The 16,047-nt window shown below is 59.3% G+C and carries 4 protein-coding genes; all 4 read left to right on the top strand.

Annotated elements, in window-relative coordinates:
* The first annotated feature begins 469 nt into the window (after positions 1-469).
* The 4 genes from OGW13_RS15840 to OGW13_RS15825 all read left to right on the top strand — a co-directional run bounded on the left by OGW13_RS15840 (position 470) and on the right by OGW13_RS15825 (position 16,034).
* Positions 470-11,191, top strand: coding sequence for a BapA/Bap/LapF family large adhesin (locus OGW13_RS15840; RefSeq protein ID WP_287116271.1), 10,722 nt, complete (start codon positions 470-472; stop codon positions 11,189-11,191).
* An 82-nt stretch (positions 11,192-11,273) separates the two neighbouring features.
* On the top strand, positions 11,274-12,680 hold the full coding sequence (locus OGW13_RS15835; RefSeq protein WP_109740571.1) for a TolC family outer membrane protein: 1,407 nt from the start codon (positions 11,274-11,276) through the stop codon (positions 12,678-12,680).
* Positions 12,677-14,863 carry a type I secretion system permease/ATPase gene (locus tag OGW13_RS15830; protein ID WP_044266544.1) on the top strand — a complete coding sequence of 729 codons (2,187 nt, stop codon included), beginning with the start codon at positions 12,677-12,679 and terminating at the stop codon, positions 14,861-14,863. Before OGW13_RS15835 ends, OGW13_RS15830 begins: the two co-directional genes overlap by 4 nt.
* Positions 14,844-16,034, top strand: coding sequence for a beta-barrel domain-containing protein (locus tag OGW13_RS15825; protein ID WP_044328264.1), 1,191 nt, complete (start codon positions 14,844-14,846; stop codon positions 16,032-16,034). Before OGW13_RS15830 ends, OGW13_RS15825 begins: the two co-directional genes overlap by 20 nt.
* The last annotated feature ends 13 nt before the right edge of the window (positions 16,035-16,047 follow it).

Genomic DNA, 16,047 nt, shown 5'->3' with positions numbered 1-16,047 from the left:
ACGTACATAGTCCAATAATCTAATACTTCAAATAATTTTTTTTGACATTTTAATAGTCAAAAATACCAATACAATTTATGTAAGAAATCAATACCTATCCGGCTAGCAGAAATCATAAAATTAATTTCAATACAATGAGATAAATCACACTCGCTTTCCGCACCGTACCGTTTCACGTCGCCAATCGGTGCAAAACTGTATATATTTTACCGCCACTAAACAAATCGCAAATATACGTTAATTTGCAGAATGAGTTCTTTCTGACTATATCATCTAATACGAAAGTACCAGTGGATCAAAAAAACAAAGGGTTATTCAACGCAACAGAAACCATCATCTGCACGGCCATAACATTGTCATCACCGGCAAGAATTCATCCACATGATGAACGGGATCGCTCGTCTGTACTTTTCCCTGCCCGGTAGTTTTAACGAATTTATGCACAGAGCTAGCCATCAGGAGTGATCATATGCGTCATCTCGCCGTTATATCCAGGTTGACGGGCGTTTCCACCAATGTTGAAGCCTCTGAAGTCACACTTAATGCCCCTTCCATTGTGAAATTATCCGCAGAGCGTAGCGACATCAGCCAACTGGCTCGTGTGAATCAGGATCTGGTGATCACCTTTACGTCCGGTGAAAAACTGACCGTTAAAAATTTCTATGTGGCGAACAACCAGGGGGCCAGCCAACTGGTGCTGGAAGACAGTCACGGTGCTCTGTGGTGGGTGGAAAACCCGGAAAACGGTCTGCATTTTGAACAAATTTCAACCATTGACGATTTACTGGTTACTGCCGGCGAATCTCACGAAGGCGGAGCACTCTGGCCATGGCTTCTGGGTGGCGCGGTTGCTGCCGGTGGAATCGTGGCCATCGCATCCTCGGGAGGTGGCGGCAGTCACCATCATGATAACGACAATGGTAATCCTGATGATGGTTCCGGGAACGGCGGCACGCCGGGGGATGCGGGTGGAAATAACAGCGGCGGCGATAACAACACGAACCTTCCGGGCGGGGAAAATTCCACACCACCGACGGCCCCTGTGATTACCAGCGCAACAGATGCCGTCTCCGCCATTACGGGGGCGATTCAGGAAAACCAGAGCACCAACGACAGCCAGCCGATGATTGCCGGTACAGGTGAAGCTGGCTCCGTCATCACCCTCTATGACAATGGGCAGGTCATGGGGATCGTTATCGTCGATGAACAAGGAAACTGGAGCTATAAACCCGACCTCCCGCTTTCCGAAGGCGAACACGTACTGACCGCGACCGCGACGGACGAAAACGGTAATACCAGCGCCATCTCCGGTGATTTCACCTTTACCGTCGACACGATTGCCCCTGATGAGGTCTCCGGGTTAGCGATTTCTGAAGATGGGCTCTGGGTTTCAGGGATCGCAGAAGCGGGTTGTGTCGTCACGATTTTCGACAACCAGCACAATGTCCTGGCCTCGGTTCAGGTCGATGACACTGGCCGGTTTACCGTTCGCCTCACTTCAGCGCAAACCGATTCCGAACAGCTGTATGCCGATATTTCTGACGCTGCGGGTAACGAAGGTGACGAAGCCGCCTTTCTCGGTTCCGACTCAGGTTTTCCTGATGCCCCCACCATTACCGGCATCATTGATGACACGCAACCCACCGCGGTGACGTTAGGCAGCGGTCAGTTTACCAAGGACACCACCCCCACCCTTACAGGTACCGCGTTGCCTGGCGCAGTCGTGACCATTTATGAAAATGGTATCGCGATCGGCACGGCGAGTGCCAACGATGGCACATGGACGTTCGATCTGACAGATGTGCCTGAAGGGTTGCACAACTACACGGCCACACAGACCACAGAGGACGGCGTCAGCGGCAATACGATAGAATTTGCGGTCACCGTGGATACTACCCCACCGGAGGCTCCCGACGATCTGCGCGTCTCGCAAAACGGAACCGTGCTGACCGGCAACGCCGAGGCGGGAAGTAAAGTCACCATTGCTGACGCCAGCGGCACCACGCTCGGCACCGTGACCACAGACAGCGAAGGGAAATTCAGCTTCCCGCTCAATCCGCCACGGCTAAACGGGGAAGTTCTGACCGCCATCGCCACGGATAAAGCGGGAAATGACAGCTCGCCAGCCAACGCAACCGCTCCTGATATAACGCCTCCGCAGGCGGCCGGTGATCTGGATGTTTCCGATGATGGGACAACCGTAACCGGTACCGCCGAGCCTGGCACGACGGTGACTATTTACGGCAGCGACAACACCCCGCTGGGATCTGAACAGGTTCAACCCGACGGCTCATTCACCGTCACACTGAACCCACCACAAACCAACGGAGAAATTTTAACCGCCATCGTCAAGGATCCGGCGAATCTGACCAGTCCTCCGGCGATCGCTCTCGCCCCCGACACGACCCCGCCGCAGCCCGCCGGAAACCTGGACGTCTCGGATGATGGCACCACCGTAACGGGGACAGCGGAACCCGGTAGCACGGTGACGATTCGCGATCCGGACGGTAACCCGATTGGCCAGGGTCAAACCGACGGCGAGGGGAATTTCACCGTCACGCTGGACACGCCGCAAACCAATGGTGAAACGCTTACTGCCACAGTGACCGATCCGGCAAATCAGAACAGCACGCCAGCCAACGTTACCGCGCCGGATACCACCGCGCCGCAGCCACCTACGGCGGTTATTTCAACAGACGGCACCACCCTGACCGCCACCGCCGAACCCGGCAGTACGATTACAATTAAAGACAGTGACGGCAATACGCTGGCGGAAACCGGTCCGGTACCGGAGAGCGGAACGCTGGTGATCACCCTTAACCCGCCGCAGGCCAACGGTGAAACGCTGAGCATCACCGCCACCGACGCCGCGAGCAATACCAGCCAGCCAACTGACGTTACGGCCCCGGATATCACAGCGCCAGACGCCCCCATCATCAGTGCGATTATCGATGATGCCGGCGCGCAGAAAGGCAATCTGAGTAACAGCCAGCGCACGGACGACAACACGTTGACCTTAAACGGTACCGGTGAACCCGGCGCAACCATCACCATTCTGGACGGAGGGACCCCGCTTGCGGGAACCACCACCGTGGACAGCAACGGCAACTGGACGCTCACCACACCGGTGCTGGGCGACGGCGACCATACCTTCACCGTCACCGCGACCGATGCGGAAAACCAGACCAGCACACCTTCTGCACCCATCACGATTACCGTCGATACCACGCCGCCAGTCGTTCCGATCGTGACCCTGACTGACAACACTGGCAGCAACGTAGGTGAACTGACGGACAACGACGTGACCGACACCACGCAACCGGTGTTAAGTGGAAGCGGCACCGCCGGAGACACCATTACGGTGTATGACGGAACGGCGATCATTGGCACGACAAAAGTTGCGGAAAACGGGAGCTGGAGCTTTACCCCGACTCCCGCGCTGGGCGAAGGCGACCATACGCTGCGCGTCACCGCCAGCGATCCTCTGGGCAACACCAGCGAGAAATCCTCCCCGATAACCATTACGGTGGATACCACCGCCCCCGACACTCCGGCGCTGACACTGACGGATGGCGCAAATGGCCCACTCACCGACGGTCAGGCGACCCGGGAAACCCAGCCGGTTCTGAGCGGTACGGGAACAGATGGCGATATCATCAGCATTTACGACAATGGCGATCTGGTTACCACCGTCACGGTGACTAACGGCGTCTGGAGCTACACGTCGGATGCCCTTGATGAAGGCAACCATGTTTTTACCCTCACCAGCACCGATCCGGCGGGCAATATCAGTGAACCCTCCGCGCCGATCGGCATTGTGGTAGATACCACCCCACCCGCCGTGCCCAACCTGACCGTCACTGACCGAGTCGGCAATCAGACCGGCACTCTCGATAACGGTCAGTACACCGATGATACGCGACCGCTGCTGAGCGGAAGTGGTGCGCCAGGCGACACGATCACTATCACGCTGGATGGCGTCGCGCTGCCATCGCTGGTGATTGACAATTCCGGGAACTGGAGCGTCCCGTCGCCACTGCTGGCGCAGGGCGACCATATCATCAAGGTCACCGCGACCGATCCCGCCGGTAACAGCAGCACCTCGCCGGATCGCATTGTTCGCGTGGATACCCAGGCGCCTGGCACGCCAACGCTGGCTGTGAGCGATGATGACGGGGCGTTGAACGCCGGAGCGCAAACCAACGATACCACCCCAACGCTGAGTGGGACGGGCGAGACGGGTAGCATTGTCACCATTCTGAATAACGGCGTGGAGATTGGCACTGCCGAGGTCATTGATGGCGTCTGGAGCTTTACCCCGGATAGCGCCCTGGTCGAAGGCCATTACAACTTTAGCGTGACGGCAAAAGATGCCGCAGGTAACACCAGTCAGCCGTCGGAGGCGACTGGCATCATCATTGATACCCAGGCACCCGACGCGCCGTTTATCACCTCGCTGGGCAGTCCGGCAGTCACCAATCAGCCCGGGTTACCCATTAGCGGTACCGGCGAACCCGGCAGCACCATCACCCTGTCGAATGGCAGCACGGTGATTGGCACGGCTGAAGTCGATTCCGCAGGAAACTGGACGATCACCCCGGATTCGCCGCTCACCGAAGGCAATTACACGTTGACGGCAACGGCCATCGATCCGGCGGGTAACGTCAGCACGCCTTCTGCCTCCGTCTCGCTGAACGTCGATCTGACTAAACCGGCGTCCCCGGAGGAGGTAACGATCACAGCCGATGGCGCGACGGTCAGCGGCACGGCGGAAACCGGCAGCACGGTGACGATCCGCGATACCGATGGCAATGTGATTGGTACGGGCGTGGCAACGGACGGCACGTTCCAGATTCAGGTCACACCAGCGCAAACGGGCGTCAATTCGCTGACCGCTACGGCGCAGGATGCAGCCGGTAACACCAGCGATCCCACTAACTTTACCGGCTCCGGCACCGGGCTGCCGGTCATCAGCGCGATAGTCGATGACACCGGCACCATTCAGGGCGATCTGAAGAGCGGACAAACCACTGACGATACGCAACCGGGACTGCGCGGCGTTTCCACACCGAACTCAACCGTCGATATTCTGGTCGACGGCATCGTTGTCGCGTCAAACGTCCCGGTTGACGAGAACGGCAACTGGAACTGGACATCCACCGCCACGTTAGCCGAAGGCCTGCACACCTTCGAGGTTATCGATACTGTGGATGGCAGCAAAGCGTCAGCCTTGGTCAACATCACCGTCGATCTCACTCCACCGGCACAACCGTCGATTGGCAGCGTGACAGATGATGTCGCCCCGGGTACGGGAACACTGACCAGCGGGCAGACGACCAACGATACCCGTCCCACCCTGAGCGGCAGCGGCACCAACGGCGAAACCATCACGATTTACGATGGCAATACGCCAATCGGTCAGGTACAGGTCGTCAACGGCACGTGGAGTTTTACGCCTTCCACCGGTCTGGGGGAAGGCAGCCACAATCTGACCATCACTGCCACCGATGCGGCAGGGAATACCAGCGTCGCGTCGGAAGCATTTGTCGTGGTGGTGGATACCACGCCGCCAGTAGCGCCAACCCTTACCAGCGCCACGGATAACAGCGAGCCGCAAACAGGCGTCATCAGTAACGGTGGCAGCACCAATGACACCACACCCGCCTTTACCGGCAGCGGTGAAGAAGGCAGTACGATTACCCTCTATGACAATGGCGTGAAAATCGGCACCACGCAGGTCACCAACGGTAGCTGGAGTTTTACCTCTCCGACGCTTGCCACAGGCTCACATGCGATTACCGTCACCGCCACCGATGCGATGGGTAACGTCAGCGCGCCTTCCACCGCGTACACGGTGAACGTCGATACCACCGCGCCACGGGTACCGGTGATTCAAAGCGTCACCGATGACACCACCCCGTCAACCGGCGTACTGGCGAACGGACAAAGCACCAATGATACTCAGCCAACCTTCCAGGGAACGGCGGAGCCGGGCGCCACTGTTACGCTGTATGACGGCGGACTCGCCGTGGGCAGCGTGGTGGTGGGCACCGATGGAAGCTGGTCGCTCTCACCGGATACCCCATTAGGCAGCGGCCCACACAATCTGACCGTCACGGCCACAGACGCGGCAGGCAACGAAGGCCCGTCCGCCGCGTTCACTCTGACCGTGGACACACAGGCGCCATCGGCTCCTGTCATCAGTTCCGTCAGTGATGATGTCGCCCCGAATAGTGGTTCGCTGAACAACGGACAAAGCGCCAACGACACGCGGCCAACGCTGACCGGAACCGCCGAAGCGAACAGCACCGTCAGCATTTTTGACGGCACCACGCTGCTAGGCTCCGTGCAGGCCAACGGTACAGGCGCATGGACCTTTACGCCCACCACCGCGCTGGGCAATGGCTCACACACGTTCAACGTAACCGCCACAGACGCGGCCGGTAACGTCAGCCCTGGCGCTACCTTTACTGTGGTCGTCGATACGGTTGCCCCTCCGGCTCCCACCATCGTCAGCGTCACCGATAACGTGACGCCAGGAACCGGTGCGCTCACCAGCGGGCAAAGCACCAATGATACCCGCCCGATCATGACCGGAACCGGTGAACCCGGTAGCACCATTAACGTCTACGATGGCAACGTTCTGCTTGGCACCGCCACCGTGACCGAAGGCGGGAGCTGGAGCTACCGACCGGACGGATTGTCCCAGGGGGGCCACTCGCTGAGGGTCACCGCCACCGACAGCGCGGGCAATACCGGCCCGGCATCAGCGAATTTTACGCTGACGGTCGATACCGTTTCGCCCGGCGCGCCAATAATCAGTAATGTGCAGGATGACGTTGGCCCAGTCACCGGCAGTCTGAGCAGCGGTCAAACCACCAACGATGCGCGTCCTGTTTTCACCGGCACCGGTGAACCGGGGACCACAATCAGCATCGCGGACAACGGCGTTCCCCTCGCCAGCGTGACGGTTGAGGCGAACGGGAGCTGGACCTTTACCCCCACCAGCGATCTGGGCCAGGGGAATCATCCGTTAACCTTCACCGCAACGGATGCCGCCGGTAACGTCGGTCCTTCTGCCAGTTTCACCGTCACGATAGATACCGCCGCACCGCTGGCACCGGTAATCACTTCTGTGGTCGATGACAGCGCGCCGCAAACCGGCAATCTGTCGCCCAATCAGAGCACCAATGACACTCGCCCAACGCTTAACGGCACGGCAGAGCCTGGCACCACGCTAACCTTTACCGATAACGGCACGGTCATTGGCAGCCTCGTTGTCGGTACGGACGGCAACTGGACCTTCACACCAACCACCGCCCTGACTAACGGCGCGCATACCCTTGCTGTGACCGCGACTGACGCCGCGGGCAACGTCGGTCCGGCGGCCAGTTTCGCCGTCACGGTGGATACGCTGGCGCCAACCGCGCCGGTGATTACCACCATTCTTGATGATGTCAGCAATATCATCGGTCCCGTCGGCAGCGGACAAAGCACCAATGACACCCTGCCAGAGCTGCGTGGCACCAGCGAGCCGGGCGCATTCATCACACTCTATGACGGCGCAACGTTACTCACGCCAACCCCGATTCAGGCGGATGCCAACGGCGCGTGGAGCTTTACGCCTACCACCGCACTGACGGAGGGTGCGCATACCTTTACCGCCAAAGCCACCGACGCCGCGGGCAATGTCAGCGCATCGTCGGCGACATCGACCATCGTGGTGGATACCACGCCGCCCGGCACGCCGACCAATCTGGCGGTGGTCACCAACGGCAGTCACGTCACCGGTACGGCAGAGGCCGGCAGCACGGTCACTATCACCAGCAGCAATGGCACGGTGCTGGGTACCGGCGTTGCGGACGGCACCACTGGCAGCTTTAACATTCTGATTACCCCTGCGCAGGTCGGTGGAGAGACGTTGCAGGTAGTCGCCCAGGACAAAGCGGGTAATACCGGGACCTCCGGCAGCGTCATTGCGCCGTTCAGTGGTCTGCCTGGTGCCCCGGTGATCGCCTCGTTGACGGACGATGTGGGCTCTATCACCGGCCTGGTGGCCAACGGTCAGGGCACCAATGACGCCAGACCGTTGTTAAACGGGACGGGTCAGCCGTTCTCCACCATCACGGTGTACAGCGACGGCGTTTCTATTGGCAGCACCAGCGTGGATGCGCAAGGTAACTGGTCGCTGACCCCGCAGGCCAACATCGCCGACGGAACGCACATCCTCACCGCCACAGCCACTAACACCAACGGCACCAGTACGCTGTCATCCGGTTATACCGTCACGGTGGATACGGTCACGGCCGCGCTAACGGGCACCGTGAGCGCCGACGGCGCCAGCATCAGCGGCACCGCTGAAGCGGGCAGTACGGTGAGCATCACGCTTAGCACGGGCTTAACGGTGACCACGACCGCCAACAGCAGCGGCAATTACACCTATACCTTCGATCGCAAACAGACCAGCGGCGAGAACATCAGCGTCAGCGCCACGGACGCCGTCGGCAACGCCTCGACCCCGACGCAGGTCACCGCGCCAACGCTGCCCATCTCGGCCAGCGATAACGTTGAAAATCTGGAGTTAACCTCCAGTGCCACCGTCACAACCGAGCAACTGAGCGACTATGGTTTGCTGCTGGTTGGCGCGCTGGGCAACGTGGCGAACGTGTTAGGTAACGATACGGCAGCCGTGGAGTTCACCATTCAGGACGGCGGCAGCGCCAGTCTGGTGATAGACGCCAGCGCTACCGGGGTTGTGCTCTCGTTGCTGAATACGCAGGAGGTGGCGATCCAGAAATATGATGCCGCGACTAACTCGTGGACCACGGTCATCGACACCGCGCAGGCACAGTTTGCCAATTTACTGACGCTCGGCAGCAGCGGCGTCACGGTGAACGTGTCCGGACTGGAGGGCGGTACTTATCGGGTTCTGACCTATAACACCGCGCTGCTGGCAACCGGCTCTTATACCGCACTGAACGTCAGCGTCGAAGAGACCAGTGCCGGTACCATCACTACCACTACGCCGCAGACTGGCAACGTGCTGAATAACGACAGCGCGCCGCAGGATACTCTTGTCACCACAGTCACTAACGCCAACGGACAAGTCTTTACGCTTAACGCTGGCAGTAACGTCATTCAGGGCGTCTATGGCACGCTGACGATTAATCAGGACGGTAGCTACAGCTATGCGCTGAACCCGAACAGTCCGGCCTCAGTGATTGGCCGCACGGAGAGCTTCACCTACACCATCAACGGCGGCGGCAACAGCGCCTCGGCGAAGCTGGTGATTACTCTGGGCAATGACGCTCCGGTCAGCAGCGTAACCGCCGTCGATAACGTCTCCACCCTGCCCTATGACACGCATGTGGAGGCGATCAACAACGGGGCGTCCTCGCAGGGCGGCTTTACGGTGGTGAACGTCAGTCTGGGCAACGTGCTGGATCTGGGCGTACTGGACAAACTGAGCAACCCGATTATTTTCGACGTTGAGCAGGGTTCTACGCGCACCATGACGCTGCAATCCTCCATTGGCGGCGTGGCGGTGGCGTCCAGTTTCGATCTGTACATCTATCGCTTCAACGACGTCACCCAGAAATTTGAACAGTGGCAAGTGGAGAAAAACTGGCTGAACGCACCGCTGCTGGGCGGTCAGTCCGACAAGCTGACGCTGAATCTGCCGGGCGGCGAATACCTGTTCCTGCTGAACCCGGCATTTGGCGTCACGGCGTTGACCGGCTATACCCTGAACGTGCTGGAGGATCATGTTTACAGCGTTGACAGCCTGACCACCAGCACCCAGGGCAATGTGTTGAGCGATGATATCGCCCCCGCCGGCACGCTGGTCACCCAGGTAAACGGTGTGGCGGTTGCCGCTACCGGCCCGACGACTATTGTCGGCACCTACGGCACGTTAACCATTGATGCGAAAGGGAACTACACCTACACCCTGAAAAGCGGCGTAGGTGCGGACGGCACCAAAACACCGGACAGCTTCATCTACACGGTGAAAGCGCCAAACGGGGATACCGATACCGCCTCGCTCAATATCCAGCCGACTGCCCGTCCGCTGGATGCCGTGAACGATGTCAGCGATACCCTGTTGGCCCCGTCCGTACAGGACACCACGAGTTATCTGGATTCCACCGTCGGGAGTGCCAGTTGGGGAGTCCTTGGCAGAACCGGTAGCGGCAGCGGAACCTTTGACGTCGCGGCAGGCACCATTCTGAAAGGCGCGTCCATCGTCTTTGATGTCTCGACGCTGGTGACGCTGGGCAATCTGACCATTAGCTGGTCAATACTGGAAAACGGCGTGGTCGTTCGCTCCGGTACCGTGCCGGTCGCCAATATCACGCTCGGCGGCGCCACCGTGACCGTCAATCTGAGCGGGCTGGAGCTGGATGGCGGCACCTACACGCTGAATTTCACCGGCAATAACACCCTGGCGGGCGCAGCGACCATTACGCCGAAAATCACCGGGACGACGGTCGATCTGGATAACTTCGAAACCTCCGGCACGCACACCGTCAGCGGCAATATCTTTGACGGCAGCGACTCCGGCGGTGCGATGGACCAGTTGAATACCGTCGATACGCGCCTGACCATTACCGGTTACAACGGCAGTACCGCCACGCTGGATCCTTACTCCAGCGCCACTACAACCATTCAGGGCCACTACGGTTCTCTGCAAATTCGCACCGACGGTTCGTACACCTACACGCTCAACAACGGTGTGGCGCTCTCGTCCATCACCACGAAGGAGACATTCACTTACACGCTCAATGACACCCACGGTCATACCGATACCGCCACGCTGACGGTGGATATCGCCCCGCAGGTGAGCAGTACCGCGCAAAGCGACGTGCTGGTGGGATCGGTATATGGCGACACGCTGATCTACAACCTGCTCAACGCCAGCGATGCCACGGGCGGCAACGGGACTGACACATGGAGAAACTTCTCGCTGGCGCAGGGCGACAAAATTGACATCGGCGATTTGCTGGTGGGCTGGAACGGGCAAACCGCCTCGCTGGGCAACTATCTCAGCGTCAGCACCAGCGGCGGCAATACCACTCTCTCTATTGACCGTGACGGGGCGGGCAGCACTTACCACTCCACGCAACTGGTAACCCTGGAGAATGTACAAACCACGCTGACGGAGCTTATCGAACAAAACCATATTGTGACCTGATAAAGGCCAGTAGCACGACAACACAACGACCCCGGGCGCACGCTCGCCCGGGGCAAAAAACAACGCTCAATTAGGGAAGAAAATGGGAAAACGACAGCTTACTTTCTGGTGGCTGGCGGGCAATCTGTGCGCTGCGCCCGCTATCGCTGCCGTGGAAATGCCCCGCATCGCCCCGCAGCAGTGGGTTGAACAGCAGGAACTGCCCGCGCTTGATGGCCCGATGCCGCAAAGCGGCGACAGCGCCGCGCCCGGTGAACTGACCCTCTCTCAGGCGGTCAATCGCGCTGTCACCTGGCATCCATCGATCGCGGAAGTGGTCGGTAAACTGTATGCCCAAATTCAGCAGGTCGATGTTGCAAAAGCCAAATACTATCCGCAGGTTAACGCCGGGATGAATAACGGCTATACCAACAGCTATTCCGACAGCGGATTCAGCCCGTCGCTGGTACTGTCACTGTCGCAAATGCTCTATGACTTTGGAAAAGTCGCAAGCCAGGTGCGGGCAGAAAACGCCGGCGTGGCGCAGGAGCAGGCCAACGTGCTGCTCAGCATTGATACCGTCAGCCATGAAACGGCAACCGCTATTGTACAGGTGCAGACCTGGCAGCAGATGGTGGCGGTGGCAAAGGAGCAACTGGATGCCCTGAGCGCCATTGGCAGGCTGGCGAATCAGCGCAACGATGAAGGCGCCAGCTCGCTGTCGGACGTGGTGCAGACCGATGCGCGCATTGAGGGCGCCCGCTCCCAACTCGTACAGTATCAGGCCAATCTTGAGAGCTCTCAGGCGACGCTCATGACCTGGCTGGGCTGGAAAAACCTTAACACCATCAGCAACGACTTCCCGCAAAAGCTGGGCCGCAGTTGCGAACGGGCAAAGCCGGATGACAAGCTGGTACCCGCCGTTCTTGCCGCCTGGGCGCAGGCCAACGTCGCCCAGGCTAATCTCGACTACGCCAACGCGCAGATGACGCCGACGGTTTCGCTGGAGCCGGAGGTTCGCCACTATCTCAATGATAATTATGCCGGGCATGAGTCCGTTGACCGCACTCAGTATTCGGCGTGGGTCAAAGTGGAGATGCCCATTTATCAGGGCGGCGGCTTAACCGCCCGGCGCAACGCCGCCAGCCACGCGGTGGAATCCGCCCAGTCAGCCATCCAGCGCACCCGGCTGGACGTTCGCAAGAAGCTGCTTGCGGATCGCAGTGAAGCGATGAACCTGGTGACCTCCTTGCAGATCCAGAAGCGTCAGGAGACGTTGAGTGAACGGACGCGCGAGCTGTACCAGCAACAGTATCTCGACCTTGGTTCCCGACCGCTTCTCGATGTGCTTAACGCTGAACAGGAGGTCTATCAGGCGCGCTTCGCACAGTTACAGACAGAGAGTCAGTTGCATCAACTGCAGCTTAACTGCCTGTACAACACCGGTCAGATGCGCCAGGCCTTTGGTCTGGAAAACCGCACCATTCAGTCAGTGGAGATTCAGCCATGACTCACGCCGACATTCCTGGCGACGAGCGCATCACCGCACCGGCGCTGGCCAACTGGGCGCGGGCAATGAGCCATATCGCCACCCATTATCGTATTGCCTGTTCTCCCGGCGCGTTACAGGCCAGCGCCCCGTGGTTCCAGGATAAACCGATGCCGCAGGCGCTCAGCCAACTGGCCCGCCAGGCCGGACTCTCTTTTCAGCCGCTGGCTCCCAGCGAACAGTCGCTCACCCGCTGGCGTCTGCCGGTGGTGATCCAGCTCCAGGAGGGTGAACTGGTACTGGTTGAACAGTTCGACGGCGAAGACCAGCTTGACGTCTGTTTTATCAACGGCGAACTCCAGCGCAACCGGATCGCCCTGCGTGACCTGCTGCCGACGGTCCGTTTCATTATCGCGTTACGTCCGCTTTCCGTCGTGAAAGACCGCCGGGTGGATACCTATATCTCGCGTTTCAAACCCGACTGGCTGAAAAGCCTGGTGCTGAAAGATCTACATCCTTACGGCCCGGTGATGCTGGCAGCATTGCTGATCAACATCCTGTCGCTTTCCGGGATCGTCTTCTCGATGCAGGTGTATGACCGGGTGATCCCCGCGCAATCGTGGCCGTCGCTGTATGTCCTCGCCGTCGGCGTTTTGATCGCCATGTTGTTTGGTTTTCTGCTGCGACTCGCCCGTGGTCATGTGATGGATCTGTTGGGTAAGCGCGCCGATATGCGGGTGTCGGATCGCGTGTTCAGCCACGCTCTGCGCCTGCGTAATAGCGCGATCCCTCGCTCCACCGGCAGCTTTATTTCGCAGCTACGCGAGCTGGAACAGATCCGCGAGATGGTGACCTCTTCCACGATCTCCACCATTGTGGATCTGCCCTTCTTTTTCCTGTTCATCGTGGTGCTGGCGATCATCGCCCCGCCGCTCGCCTGGATCGCCCCGGTCGCCGCGCTGCTGATGATCCTTCCCGGTCTACTGTTGCAAAAAAAGCTCGCGGAGCTGGCGAATCAGTCAGCGCACGAGGCCACGCTGCGTAACGCCGTGCTGGTCGAAAGCGTTCAGGGGCTGGAGGACATCAAGCTGATGCAGGCGGAGAACCGGTTTCTGCAACAGTGGAACAGCTATATCCGCATCACCGCCGAGTCCGGACTGCGCACCCGCGAACTGTCGCAAGGGCTAATCAACTGGGGGGTGACCGTCCAGGGGCTGGTTTATGCGGCAATGGTGATGTTTGGCGCTCCGCTGGTGATTGAAGGCACGCTGACGACCGGCTCGGTGGTTGCTGCCTCCATGCTTGGCTCAAGGATGATCGCCCCGATGGGTAATCTGTGCGGCGTGCTGGCACGCTGGCAGCAGGTGAAAGCCGCTAAAAAGGGGCTGGACAGCATTATGGAACTTCCCACCGAGACCCAGCGTGACGAAACGCGGGTGCATCAGGAGATCTTTCACGGTCATTATCTGTTCGAGAACGCACAGTTTCGCTATCACAGTGAAGACCAGCGGGTGCCACTGCGCATTAACCGACTGGAGATCGCCGCCGGCGAACGCATCGCAGTGCTCGGGCGCAACGGCGCGGGCAAATCCACGCTGTTGCAGGCGCTGGCAGGCGGCGTGGATCTGGTCGAGGGCGACGCCCGTCTCGATAACCTCAGCCTACCGCACATCGATATGGCCGATTTGCGCCGCAACGTCGGTCTACTGAGCCAGAACGCGCGCCTGTTTTTTGGCACCCTGCGCGAGAACCTGACGCTCGGCGCCCCGCATGCCAGCGACGACGAGATATTTACCGTGCTGGAGATTTGCGGTGCGGCCAACTTCGTGAAACGGCTGCCGAAAGGGCTCGATCATCCGATTATGGAAGGCGGCAGCGGGTTATCCGGCGGTCAGCGACAGTCCATCATGCTCGCCCGCATGCTGCTGCGCGCCCCCAATATCGTCCTGCTCGATGAGCCCACCGCCTCGCTGGATGAGCATTCCGAACGCGAGTTTATTCAACGACTGGGACAGTGGCTCGGCAACCGCACTCTGATCGTCGCCACCCATCGCGTACCGGTACTGGAGCTGGTCGAACGGGTGGTGGTGCTTAAAGAGGGGCAACTGGTGATGGACGCGCCGAAAGCGCAGGCGCTGGGACAAAGTCGAATGGCCGCGCAGGCCAACACACGGGAGTGGAAAAATGAAAACCAGTCAGCCTGACGCGACCCACGACGCGCTCGACGACAGCCGCGAGCGAGAATTCTCAGGTGCCAGCCGCATCATCTGGCTTACCGGGATCTTGTGTCTGATCCTCGCGGTGTGGGCGTGGTTCGGCATTCTTGATGAGGTCTCGACGGGCACCGGCAAGGTGATCCCCAGTTCGCGCGAGCAGGTATTGCAGTCGCTCGACGGGGGGATCCTCGCAGAACTGATGGTGCATGAAGGCGATCAGGTCCAGGCGGGACAGGTACTGGCGCGACTGGACCCGACGCGCTCGGAGTCTAACGTCGGCGAAAGCGCCGCCCGCTATCGCGCCTCGCTGGCCTCCAGTCAGCGCCTGACGGCTGAGGTTAGCGACAAGCCGCTGGTCTTCTCTGACGAACTGAACGCCTGGCCGGATCTGGTCGCCTCGGAAACGCGGCTTTACACCAGTCGCCGCGCGCAACTCGCCGACGCGCAATCCGAACTGAACGAGGCGCTGGCGCTGGTGAATAAAGAGCTGGCGATCACCGAGCGGCTGGCAAAAAGCGGCGCCGCCAGCCACGTCGAGGTGCTGCGTTTGCAACGGCAAAAAAGCGATATTGGTCTGAAGCTCACGGATTTGCGCTCGCAATATTACGTCCAGGCGCGCGAGGCGCTGTCTAAAGCCAACGCCGAAGTGGCAATGCTCTCCGCCATCATTAAGGGACGCGAAGATTCGGTGACCCGCCTGACCGTTCGCTCACCGGTTCGCGGCATAGTGAAGAACATTCAGGTCACGACCATCGGCGGCGTGATCCCGCCAAACGGCGAGATGATGGAGATCGTACCGGTTGACGATCATCTGCTGATTGAAACGCGTCTGTCGCCGCGCGACATCGCTTTTATCCACCCCGGCCAGCGCGCGCTGGTGAAAATCACCGCCTACGATTACGCCATTTACGGCGGACTGGAAGGTGTTGTCGAAACCATTTCGCCGGATACCATTCAGGACAAAGTGAAGCCGGAAATCTTCTACTACCGCGTTTTCATTCGTACCCATCAGGACTATCTGCAAAACAAGCTGGGACGCCGTTTTTCCATCGTACCGGGCATGATCGCGACAGTGGATATAAAAACAGGTGAAAAAAGCATCGTCGACTATTTAATCAAACCGTTCAACCGAGCCAAAGAAGCGCTGCGCGAGCGGTAAATGCCTGATGATT

The sequence above is a fragment of the Citrobacter sp. Ca225 genome (genome assembly GCF_030337175.1).
Taxonomy (GTDB): domain Bacteria; phylum Pseudomonadota; class Gammaproteobacteria; order Enterobacterales; family Enterobacteriaceae; genus Citrobacter_A; species Citrobacter_A amalonaticus.
Note: the sequence above shows the minus strand (reverse complement) of the source record. Positions and strands in the feature narration are given on the sequence as shown.

Bases quoted from the DNA above. Each gene is read 5' to 3' on its own strand.
- OGW13_RS15840 (WP_287116271.1), top strand. From the start codon at position 470: ATGCGTCATCTCGCCGTTATATCCAGGTTGACGGGCGTTTCCACCAAT.
- OGW13_RS15835 (WP_109740571.1), top strand. From the start codon at position 11,274: ATGGGAAAACGACAGCTTACTTTCTGGTGGCTGGCGGGCAATCTGTGC.
- OGW13_RS15830 (WP_044266544.1), top strand. From the start codon at position 12,677: ATGACTCACGCCGACATTCCTGGCGACGAGCGCATCACCGCACCGGCG.
- OGW13_RS15825 (WP_044328264.1), top strand. From the start codon at position 14,844: ATGAAAACCAGTCAGCCTGACGCGACCCACGACGCGCTCGACGACAGC.